Consider the following 11,199-nt stretch of genomic DNA (forward strand, 5'->3'; position numbering starts at 1 on the left):
TCAGGTCTTGCGCGCCCTGCTTTGTTTGAGCGGCATAAACTGGGTATTTGTCCCGCGGCAGGGGGTAGGAAGCGAAGGACAGGACGTCCTGCGAAAATCCTACTGCCCTCTGACCTCGCGCACCCATGCGATGATGGTTTGGCGCGCTTCCACGTCCATTTGAACTGCTGAAGGCGGTGGCATGGCATGGCTGATCCCGGCCTGCAGGTAAATCTGGTCGGCGTGCCGGGCTACATCGCCCGGCGTTTCCAAATAAACCTTCTTGGGGGCCCATTTCATGGTGCCATAAACCGGCTCGCGGGCATGGCACATCGAACAATTGCCCAGAACAGTGTCATAGGCTTCTTCAAACCCAGCAGCCGACGCAAATTTTTCTTCGTAAGGTGTCAATGCCCTTGCTTCGGCGTTCTCCCATGTCTCGCCGGTTCTGACAGAAGACAGCCATGCGATCACGATCATGAGGATGACAGTGACACCCCAGGTCCAGTGCGGCCCTTTCCCGGTTGCGTGCATCGTGTTGAAGTAGTGACGAATGGTCACGCCGGTCAGAAAAATCAGGCTGGCGATGATCCATGAATACTGGGTGCCAAAGGCCAGAGGATAGTGGTTCGACAGCATCAGGAACACGACAGGCAAGGTCAGGTAGTTGTTGTGCGTCGAACGCACCTTGGCGATTTTCCCATATTTGGCGTCCGGCGTCCGACCGGCCTTGAGGTCTTCCACCACGATCCGCTGGTTGGGCATGATCTGGAAGAACACATTGGCCGTCATGATGGTTGCGGTGAACGCACCCAGGTGCAAAAGCGCGGCACGACCGGTAAAAATCTGATTGTAACCCCATGACATGGCCACCAGAATCACGAAAAGCAACAGCATTAGCGCGGTGGGTTGCTCACTCAGGCGCGACTTGCACATCTGGTCGTAAAGCAGCCAGCCGATAGTCAGTGACCCGCCTGAAATCAATATCCCCTGCCACAACGCCAGGTCCGCTTTGGTCGGATCAAGCAGGAACAACTCGCCCCCGACCCAATATATGATCATGAGCAAGGCCGCACCCGAAAGCCACGTCGTATAGCTCTGCCATTTGTGCCAGGTCAGGTGCTCGGGCATACGCGCGGGTGCGACAAGATATTTGACGGTGTGATAGAACCCACCCCCGTGCACTTCCCACTCTTCGCCATAGGCCCCTTCTGGCAAGGCAGGGTTCGGCTTAAGCATCAGGTCGAGCGCGATAAAATAGAATGACGCACCGATCCACGCCATCGCCGTGATCACATGCAGCCAGCGGACGGAAAAGGCCATCCACTCCCACAAAACAGCCAGGTCATACATGGCGTTGCTCCTACATATCCAAGTTCTTTGGCACTCTAGGCGACAGAGGTTTCATCGGGTATTGCTACGAAAGATCAAGCAGTATCAAAAATAACAATACAATGTCAGTCTACAGGATCACGCGGTGCAACGCTCAGCTGCCGCGATAGGTCGCGTAGCTGAAAGGCGAAAGTAGCAGCGGAACATGATAGTGGGCGTGTTCGGACATCCCGAACCGGATCGGGATCAAATCCAGAAAACGCGGGCTTTCAGGCGGCACGCCAGTGGCGTCGAGGTATTCGCCCGCATGAAACACCAACTCGTATTCGCCCGTCGAGAACTCGGCCTCGGGAAGGATTTGTTCATTGGTGCGGCCGTCCTCGTTGGTGAGCAGAGTTTTCAGCAACGTGCGGTCTGTTCCGTTGATCCGGAACAACTCGATCTTCATCCCACTGGCAGGGCAGCCCCGCGCCGTATCCAGGACATGTGTTGTAAGGTAACCGGCCATTTGCACCTCTCGCTAAGTATTGCTGTTACTATTGCAATACCCTAGCGGCAGGCAAAGGCAGTCTGTCAAAAGACTGCTTACAGTATTTTTTGAAAAACATAGGTGATTGTTTGGGTTATTCGTCTTTTCAGCAAGAGGGAAATTGATGTGACGCGGTATCCACGAGACATGACCGGCTATGGCCGGCAAGTGCCAAACGCAAACTGGCCAAACGGGGCCAAAATCGCAGTTCAGATTGTCCTGAACTATGAGGAAGGCGGCGAGAACAACGTTTTGCACGGGGATGCCGCATCCGAGGCGTTTCTTTCCGAAATCACCGGTGCGGCCCCTTGGCCGGGGCAAAGGCACTGGAACATGGAATCCATTTACGAATACGGCAGCCGCACAGGGTTCTGGCGGGTGCATCGGCTTTTGCAGGACCTTCCTGTCACGGTTTATGGCGTTGCCACAGCATTGGCCCGTGCACCGGCGCAGGTTGCGGCGATGAAGGCCGCAGGCTGGGAGATTGCCAGCCATGGCCTGAAATGGGTTGAGCACAAGGACATGGACGCGGAAGAAGAACGCGCCCAGATCCGTGAGGCGATCCGGCTTCATGCCGAGGTCGTCGGCACGCCCCCGCGTGGCTGGTACACGGGCCGCTGTTCGATGAACACGGTCGATCTGGCCGCCGCCGAAGGCGAGCTGGCCTATATTGCCGACAGCTATGCCGACGATTTGCCCTATTGGGTCAAGGCCGGTGGCAAGGATCAGTTGATCGTGCCCTACACGATGGATTGCAACGATATGCGGTTTGCAATTCAGGCGGGCTATACCAATGGCGAACAGTTTGAAAGCTATCTCAAGGACAGCTTCGACATGCTTTATGCCGAAGGCCAAGCGGGCGAGCCGAAGATGCTTTCGATCGGGCTGCACTGCCGGCTCATCGGCCGCCCTGGTCGCGCCATGGCCCTGAAACGCGCACTCGACCATTTCAAGAAACATGACGGAGTCTGGTTTGCCACCCGCGAACAAATCGCCGATCATTGGGCGCAAATGCATCCGCCAAGTCAACGGCTGACCCCGTCGGAAATGGACCAGCGAACCTTTGTCGCCGAATTTGGCGGCGTGTTCGAACACAGCCCGTGGATTGCCCAGGCGGCCTTTGATCTGGAGCTGGGTCCCACGCATGACAATGCCGCAGGGGTTCACAATGCTCTGGCGCGCGTATTCCGTTCTGCCACAGCCGAGCAGCGGCTTGGCGTCCTGACAGCCCACCCGGATCTGGCAGGCAAACTTGCTGCTGCGGGTCGTCTGACCAAGGAAAGCACGGCAGAACAGGCCGGAGCAGGTCTCGACATGCTGACGGATGAAGAGCGTGCGACCTTCACGGCCTTGAACGACACTTACACGACCAAGTTCGGCTTTCCTTTTATCATTGCGGTCAAGGACAACACCAAAGCAACCATTCTGGAGGCTTTTCACCGTCGGATAGACAGTGATCGAGACACCGAATTCGCCGAGGCCTGCCGTCAGGTCGAACGGATTGCCGAGTTGCGGCTGATCGAGAAATTTGCGCAATGACATCCACGCTGAAACTCCGGTCACTGACCGCCGAGGTCTTTGCACCGTTCGGCGATGTCATCGAAGTGTCTGGCGCCGTGGACAAATACATCAATCAGGGAAAATGCGCGCGATACCATGATCGCGCCCATCTGGATTTCCATGAGGGGCGCGCAGGGATCAGCGTTTTCCAATCCCAGGCCTTCGACCTGCCCATCAAACTTGAAATGGTCGAGCGTCATCCCGACGGCAGCCAGGCCTTTCTACCGCTTTCAGATAAACCCTTTGTCGTTGTCGTAGCGCCCGACAACGCGGGTGTGCCGGGTGAGCCTGTTGCATTCATAACCGCGCCCGGACAGGGCGTGAATTATCATCGGAACACCTGGCATGGGGTGCTGACACCGCTTCATCCCCCCGGGTTGTTCGCCGTGGTCGACCGAATAGGAAACGGGCCCAACCTTGAGGAATATTGGTTCCAGAACGCCTACACGATCACTGAATAAGGGACATTGCCGGAAGAGGGGCCGGTCCACGTAGTTTTTTTGGGAGGAAAAACGCGATGTCAGATGCAACTTTAGGGACGCCGGAGCAGCTCCGCGACCCGAACTACACCCCGCCAATTCTGAAGGCGGTCCCTTTGGGAATTCAACACGTGCTGGCGATGTTCGTTTCCAACGTCACGCCAGCAATCATCGTTTGCGGTGCGGCGGGTTTCGGGTTTGGTTCAAACAGCCCCGATTTCCCGCAGATGATTTACATGATCCAGATGTCGATGTTCTTTGCGGGCGTTGCGACACTGTTCCAGACCATTGGGCTGGGGCCTGTTGGCGCCCGCCTGCCAATCGTGCAGGGAACGTCGTTTGCCTTTATTCCGATCATGATCCCGTTGGTGGTCGGAAAGGGCGTTGACGCGATTGCAGTATTGATGGGTGGCATAGTCATTGGCGGCCTGTTTCATGCCAGCCTAGGGTTGTTCATTGGCCGTATTCGCTTTGCGCTTCCGCCCTTGGTTACCGGTCTTGTCGTGACCATGATCGGGCTTGCGCTTGTCAAGGTCGGCGTCCAGTACGCCGCAGGGGGTGTACCCGCCATCGGTACCGAAGAATACGGCTCTGGTCTGAACTGGCTTATGGCCGTAACTGTGATTGTTGTTACGCTGGGCCTGAAGTTTTTTGCCCGCGGTATGTTGTCGGTGTCGGCGGTTCTGATTGGCTTGTTGGTCGGATATGTTGTGGCATTCGCACTGGGTCAGGTAAATTTGGGCAATGTTGGGCGCGCGGCTCCGTTTGCAATGCCGAACCCATTTCACTTCGGTATCGAGTTTTCATTCGCGGCGATCATCGGGTTTTGTGCGATGTCCTTTGTATCGGCTGTTGAAACGGTCGGGGATGTGTCCGGTATCACCAAGGGGGGCGCGGGACGCGAGGCAACCGACAAGGAAATTCAGGGCGCGACTTTTGCCGATGGTCTTGGAACTGCGGTATCAGGTGTCTTCGGGGCCCTGCCGAACACGTCGTTCAGTCAGAATGTCGGCCTGATTGCCATGACCGGTGTCATGAGCCGCACGGTCGTAACCATAGGTGCCCTGTTCCTGATCATATGCGGGCTTATCCCCAAGATCGGCGCGGTGATCTCATCCGTTCCGATCGAGGTTCTGGGCGGTGGTGTGATCGTGATGTTCGGTATGGTGGTTGCAGCCGGTGTCTCGATGCTGTCGGACGTGACGTGGAACCGCCGCAACATGGTGATCTTTGCGATTTCACTCAGCCTTGGTCTGGGCTTGCAGTTAGAGCCCGGCGCTTTACAGCATCTGCCCGGAACTCTCAAAGTTCTGGCGACATCCGGGATTTTGCCTGCCGCTATCATCGCCATTGTCCTGAATCTGGTTCTGCCCGAAGAGCTTTCGGATGAAGCGACGGAAGAGGTGTCCGGTGGAATGGCAGGCCACGGGCTGGGCTCTATCGAACAGGACGATCACGTCTGACCGGTTCGGCCCGGACTTGTAAACGAAGAAGCGGCGCGCTAATCGCGCCGCTTTTTTGGTTTCTGGCCGGTGTGGCAGGCTTGGCCCGTGGCTCACATAAGCAACGCGTCGTTCGACACGACGCTTAGGCGACCAAACGGGAATGTCGTTAGAAATCGACCTCAATCGCGATGCCTTTCTGTACGGCCAGCTCGACAACAGATGCAGCAACCGCCAGATCCTGAAGACCGACGCCTGTGCCATCGAACAACGTGATCTGATCGTCTGATGTTCGGCCCGAGTTTGTTCCGTTGATGACCGCACCCAACTGGATCAGGTCACTTTCTCTGATCAGGCCCTGTGCCACAGCGTGTTGCGCCTCGCCAATCGAAATTGACTGTGCGATTTCATCTGTGAATACGGATGCTTTGGCCAACAACGCCGCCTCGACTTCCTGCTTGCCTTTGGTGTCCGTTCCCATGCACGCGATATGCGTTCCGGGGCTCACATGGTTTGCCATCAGCGATGGTGCAAAAGCCGAGGTGATCGAGATTATGACGTCCGCCTCGGTCATGCCGTCAAGTTCGACCGCTTCAAACGGAACACCGGCTTCATTGGCGACCTTTTCAATGTTCGGCAACATCTCGGGATGGTAGTTCCAGCCAAGGACCTTTTCAAAAGTGTGGGTCTCTAGCGCCGAGCGTAGCTGAAAGGTTGCCTGATGCCCGGCCCCGATCATACCGATCACCCGCGCGTCCGCACGGGCAAGGTGCTTGATGGATACAGAAGAGGCCGCCGCAGTGCGCAAGGCCGTCAAAAGGTTGCCGCCAACCATCGCTGACGGTTTTCCGGTGTCAGGGTCAAAAAGAAAAACAGTGGACTGGTGATTGATCAACCCGCGCTTTTCCAGGTTATTTGGCCAATACCCCCCGGCCTTCAGGCCCAGTGTCAGCCCGGCGCGGTCAAACCCGCCTTTAAAGCCGTACAGGGCGTCCTCATGCCCGATGGCTTCGCGCACGACAGGAAAGTTATAGGCGTCCCCTGCTGCCATGGAGGCAAAGACCTGTTCGACGGCTTCAAAGGCCGCGTCGCGGGTCATGAGGTTGGCGATTTCGCGCTCGGGTACGATCAGCATGTCATTCTCCACTTGGAATTCGTGCGCCCGTGCGATTCACCGACAAAAGCGGGCGCGCACGGGCGACTGTCCGGCCATGTTTGGCCGGCGGTTTATTCTTTGAGCATTCAAGCTCAGTACGCGCGGCCGCGGGCTGACACCGGCCACACGCATTCGACCTTGCCATTCCGGACGCCCACATACCAATCATGCACGTTTGCGGTTGGGTCACAGTGCCCCGGCACCAGCTTCAGCTTGTCATTGACCTTGAGCGCCCCGCTTGGATCCATCACGACGCCATGTTCATCCGAGCATTTGATGTATTCGACATCGTCACGCCCGAAAACAACAGGCAGGCCGCTATCCACCGACTGCGCCTTCAGACCCGCATCGACGATTGCTTTGTCAGCCTTTGCATGGCTCATGACGCTGGTCAGGATGAAGAATGCGTTCTCCCACTCGCCCTGGTCGATCCGGTTGCCGTTCTCATCCAGGATGCGACCGTAATCGGCATCCATGAACGCATAAGACCCGCATTGCAGCTCATTATACACGCCCGAGTTGGATTCAAAGTAGTAAGACCCCGTACCGCCGCCCGAGACCAGATCACACTCGATACCCTCGGCTTTAAGACCGTCTACCGCGTCTTTGACCATCGCGATGGCGGTATCCAGTTTTTCCTTGCGTGCCTCATAGCTGTCGAGGTGTTGCATGGCACCCTGATAGGCCTGAATTCCGCTGAATTTCAGGTTGTCTGCAGCCTCAACCGCCTTGGCGATTTCAATCACTTCGGGTGTCGTTGTGACCCCGCACCGCCCTGCGCCGCAATCGATTTCCACGAAGACTTCCAGCTGTGTTCCATGCCGGACTGCCGCCGCCGAAAGGTCGGCGACATTTTCCAGATCGTCGACACACACGATAATGCGGCTGCCCAGCTTTGGCAGGCGTGCGAGGCGGTCAATTTTGGCCGGGTCACGCACCTGGTTCGAAACCAGAACGTCCTTGATCCCACCACGAACGAAAACTTCGGCCTCGGAAACTTTCTGGCAGCAGACACCGACGGCACCACCGATTTTTTCTTGCAGCTTGGCCACGTCAACCGACTTATGCATTTTACCATGCACGCGGTGACGCATCCCGTGCGCCTTGGCATAATCGCCCATCTTCCTGATATTGCGTTCAAGCGCGTCGAGATCCAAAATCAGGCTGGGTGTCTGGATGTCTGCTTCGTCCATGCCGGGCTTGGCCGGAATGTCGTAACCTACTTCGAACTGGTCGAGAGTGCTCATATCTTTCATCTCCGTAATCCTATACTGGGATAGTTTTTTGTTGGGGTGTATTCAGACATTCATCCAGGGCAGCCGGTCCAGATCGACATTGCCACCTGTAACAATCAGTCCGACACGCTTGCCCTTGAAGGCGTCCGGGTTTTTGAGAACCGTGGCCAGCGGAACGGCCGAAGATGGCTCCATCACAATCCGCAGGTGCTTCCACGTCAGTTTCATCGCATCGATGATCTCTTGCTCGGAGGCTGTGTAAATCTCTGAGACGTGGTTCGATACGAAATGCCAGGTGAGATCCTTCAGCGGCACCAGCAACCCGTCAGCAATCGTCTTTGGCGCATCATCCGCGATGATATGACCGGCCTTGAAGCTACGATAGGCATCGTCGGCCTGTTCCGGTTCCGCCGCGATGATCGCGGTTTCCGGGGCGAGCGTCGACAGGGTCAAACAGGTTCCGGATACCATGCCACCGCCGCCGATTGGCGCGACGACTGCATCCAGACCGTCGGTCTGCTCGATAAACTCGCGCGAACAGGTGCCTTGCCCGGCGATGACCCGAGGATCGTTGTAGGGGTGAACAAAGTCACCGCCCGTAGCCGCCTGAACCTCGGCAAATGTCGCTTCGCGCGACGAGGTGGAAGGTTCGCATTCTGTAATCTTCCCTCCATAACGGCGGACCGTGTCCTTCTTTGCTTGCGGCGCTGTCCGCGGCATGACCACGTTGCAGGGAATGCCCCGTTTCATCGCCGCATAAGACAGGCACGAGGCGTGATTGCCCGAAGAATGGGTGGCGACACCTTTTTCGGCCTGTTTCTCATCCAGCCCAAAAACCGCATTGGTGGCACCTCGTACTTTGAAAGCACCCGGTTCCTGAAAGTTCTCGCATTTGAAGAACAGCTGCGCGCCTGACAGTTCGTTGAGAAAGTCCGAGGTTCGCACCGGGGTGCGGCGGATATGGGGTTTGATCCGGTCATGTGCCGCAAGCATGTCTTCATAGGTTGGGATATACATTGTGCAATCCTTCATCATGCCGCGTTCTTCTGAACGGAACCGGGATGGCCACGATAGTATTCCTGTGCGGCGGCAACTCCGGACCCCAGGTCGATGTTCAGGCCCAGGTCAACCATGCACATCTCAGCAGTGGCGATCCCGGACAGAGCCATGACATCCGTCAGGCTGCCCAGATGCCCGATCCGGAACACCTTGCCCGCGACCTCACCAAGACCCACGCCAAAGGCAACGCCGTATTTTTCAGCTGCGTGCGTGACTATATCCGTCGCGTTGAAGCCGTTCGGCGTGCGGATTGCGCTTACGGTATCGGAATAGACCGCAGGGCTGCTGGCACAAAGCTCCAGCCCCCACGCCCCCACAGCGGCACGGACCCCTTCGGCAATCCGGTGGTGCCGGGCAAAAACGTTCTCCAGACCTTCGCTCAACAGCATAGAGCAGGCTTGATTGAGGCCATTCATCAACCCGACAGCGGGTGTATAGGGGTAAGCATTGTTGGCGTATCCCTTGGTCATGTCCCGGACGTCAAAGAATGTGCGGGGCAGGGTGCCGGTTTTGGTTGCTTCCATCGCTTTCTGGCTGAAACCGACGATGGCAAGGCCAGCGGGCAACATGAAACCCTTCTGCGACCCGGTAACGGCAACATCCACGCCCCATTCATCAAACCGGAAATCCATCGACGCGATGGATGAGACGCCATCAACAAACAGCAGCGCCGGGTGTTGCGCAGCAGTCAGCGCCTTGCGCACAGCAGCGATATCCGACTTCACGCCAGTTGCCGTTTCATTATGCGTGGCTAGAACCGCCTTGATCTCATGGCTTTTGTCGGCGGCAAGGATTTCTTCGTACCGGTCAGCCGGCAGCCCATCGCCCCACGGGGTTTCGACGATCTCAACATTCAGCCCATGGCGTTGGCACATATCGATCCAGCGATGGCTGAACATGCCGTTGCGGGCCGCCAGAACCTTGTCACCTGCGGACAGCGTATTGGTCAGGGCGGTTTCCCAGCCCCCGGTGCCGGTCGACGGGAAAATGAAGACTTCGGCACTGTCGCCTTTCAGAATTTTCCGAACGCCCGCGCGCGCAGGATGCAGGATTTGCCCGAACAATGGCGAACGATGGTCGATCGTGGGCATATCGCACGCCTTGCGCAGGCTTTCCGGGATGTTCGTCGGGCCCGGGATGAAAACGGGGTTTTGAAAGCTCATGGATGGTCTCCTTCCGTCCTTGCCAGCACAATAAGTTTCATCAACCCGATTGGAAATTTTTTTGAAAACGCATTTCAAAATTTGTCTAACGAGATTTAACTTTTAGTTGTCAGTGAGTTATATTTTTCATATCATGAAATAGTCTTTCACAAATGTTCAGAGGGTTTTTATGGAATTGCAAGACAATGACCCGAAACTCCGTCGCAAAGCCCGGGGAAGACCGCGGGGGTGGGACGACAAAACCGCGCAGAATACGATCAAATCACTGGATCGGGCGATGGAGGTTTTCGAATATCTGAGCCAGGCGCAAGGCAAAGCTCTTACTGAACTTTCAGATGAAATGCGTCAGGCACCGGCCACGGTTTATCGCATCCTCGTGACGTTGCAGGGCAGGGGCCTAGTCGAGTTCGACCATGAAGAACAGGTTTGGCACATTGGCCCGCAGGCATTTGTCATCGGCTCGCGGTTTCTGCGCCGAACCAGTCTGGTGGAGCGGGCACGGCCGATCATGCGCAAGCTGATGGAAACCACAGGCGAGACCGCCAATTTGGGAATTGAGAAAGAAGGTCTGGTGCTGTTCCTGAGTCAGGTGGAAACACATGAGAGTATCCGGGCGTTTTTCCCCCCCGGTACATTGTCACCCATGCACGCGTCGGGCATCGGAAAAGCGTTGTTGGCCCATATGGACGAAGACAGATTGAACCGAAGGTTGGCCGCCGCGAATTTACAGGCTTTTACAGATCAGTCGATTACCAGCCCTGAGGCGTTGAAAAAAGATCTTACAACCATCAGATTGCGGGGTTTTTCCGTGGACAACGAAGAAAAGACTACAGGTATGCGATGCATTGCAGCACCCGTTTTCGATATGAACAGAGAGGCGGTCGCAGGGCTTTCCGTGTCCGGGCCAACCAGCCGCGTGGGAGCAACCGAAATCGAACGGCTGAGCCGCCCGGTGATGGAAGCCGCGCGCCAGTTGACGCTGGCTATTGGTGGGACAGTGGTGTCTCCGCAACCCTAAGGTTTTGCCGCCAAATTGCGGCGAATGCTGACCCCAGATCCGTCTGCCGCGCCACAACACCAACGCGCGGAAATGTGCCTCGCAAACAAAAACTGAAACGCGATTCAGATGTACCCATCTCCGGTCACCCGATTTTCAGCACCCCCTTATTATTCTGCGACTTTTTGTTTGTGTTTATTGAACTGTTGGTCGAAGAGGTTTTTGAAGGGTCCGTTTTTCTGCATGAGTTGGTCGAGGTTTCCCTGTT

The 11,199-nt window shown here is 56.5% G+C and carries 10 protein-coding genes; 4 read left to right on the forward strand and 6 right to left on the reverse strand.

Going from position 1 to position 11,199, the window contains the following annotated elements; translation table 11 throughout:
- Positions 1–99 precede the first annotated feature (99 nt).
- Together ACR0BZ_RS18330 and uraH are read right to left on the reverse strand one after the other, a co-directional pair.
- A complete protein-coding gene (locus tag ACR0BZ_RS18330; protein ID WP_480625354.1) occupies positions 100–1,332 on the reverse strand; it encodes a urate hydroxylase PuuD in 1,233 nt (410 codons plus the stop codon).
- A 133-nt stretch (positions 1,333–1,465) separates the two neighbouring features.
- Positions 1,466–1,819, reverse strand: coding sequence for a hydroxyisourate hydrolase (gene uraH, locus ACR0BZ_RS18335; RefSeq protein WP_480625353.1), 354 nt, complete (start codon positions 1,817–1,819; stop codon positions 1,466–1,468).
- A 147-nt stretch (positions 1,820–1,966) separates the two neighbouring features.
- Here uraH and puuE point away from each other — a divergent pair, with 147 nt between their 5' ends.
- From puuE to ACR0BZ_RS18350, 3 genes are read left to right on the forward strand one after another with little or no spacing between them, the layout of a single operon-like run.
- Positions 1,967–3,379, forward strand: a complete 1,413-nt coding sequence (gene puuE / locus ACR0BZ_RS18340; protein WP_480920951.1) for an allantoinase PuuE — start codon at positions 1,967–1,969, stop codon at positions 3,377–3,379.
- On the forward strand, positions 3,376–3,861 hold the full coding sequence (locus ACR0BZ_RS18345) for an ureidoglycolate lyase (protein WP_480920952.1): 486 nt from the start codon (positions 3,376–3,378) through the stop codon (positions 3,859–3,861). Before puuE ends, ACR0BZ_RS18345 begins: the two co-directional genes overlap by 4 nt.
- Before the next feature lie 56 nt (positions 3,862–3,917).
- Positions 3,918–5,342, forward strand: a complete 1,425-nt coding sequence (locus ACR0BZ_RS18350) for a uracil-xanthine permease family protein (RefSeq protein WP_480920953.1) — start codon at positions 3,918–3,920, stop codon at positions 5,340–5,342.
- Between the two features lie 148 nt (positions 5,343–5,490).
- Here the strand turns inward: ACR0BZ_RS18350 and bhcD are convergent, their stop codons facing one another.
- The 4 genes from bhcD to bhcA form a co-directional block, all read right to left on the reverse strand.
- Entirely contained in the window at positions 5,491–6,456 is a 966-nt protein-coding gene (gene bhcD, locus ACR0BZ_RS18355; RefSeq protein WP_480539964.1) for an iminosuccinate reductase BhcD, read from the reverse strand.
- A 113-nt stretch (positions 6,457–6,569) separates the two neighbouring features.
- Positions 6,570–7,733, reverse strand: a complete 1,164-nt coding sequence (bhcC, locus tag ACR0BZ_RS18360) for a 3-hydroxy-D-aspartate aldolase BhcC (protein WP_480920954.1) — start codon at positions 7,731–7,733, stop codon at positions 6,570–6,572.
- 42 nt (positions 7,734–7,775) lie between these two features.
- On the reverse strand, positions 7,776–8,744 hold the full coding sequence (gene bhcB / locus ACR0BZ_RS18365; protein WP_480507727.1) for a beta-hydroxyaspartate dehydratase BhcB: 969 nt from the start codon (positions 8,742–8,744) through the stop codon (positions 7,776–7,778).
- Positions 8,744–9,934, reverse strand: a complete 1,191-nt coding sequence (gene bhcA, locus ACR0BZ_RS18370; RefSeq protein WP_480507719.1) for an L-aspartate--glyoxylate aminotransferase BhcA — start codon at positions 9,932–9,934, stop codon at positions 8,744–8,746. The genes bhcB and bhcA overlap by 1 nt, the downstream gene beginning before the upstream one ends.
- A gap of 169 nt (positions 9,935–10,103) precedes the next feature.
- On the opposite strand from bhcA, the gene bhcR reads away from it, so the two are divergent.
- A complete protein-coding gene (bhcR, locus tag ACR0BZ_RS18375) occupies positions 10,104–10,952 on the forward strand; it encodes an HTH-type transcriptional regulator BhcR (RefSeq protein ID WP_480920955.1) in 849 nt (282 codons plus the stop codon).
- Positions 10,953–11,199 lie beyond the last annotated feature (247 nt).

Source organism: Ruegeria sp. P8 (assembly GCF_056534665.1).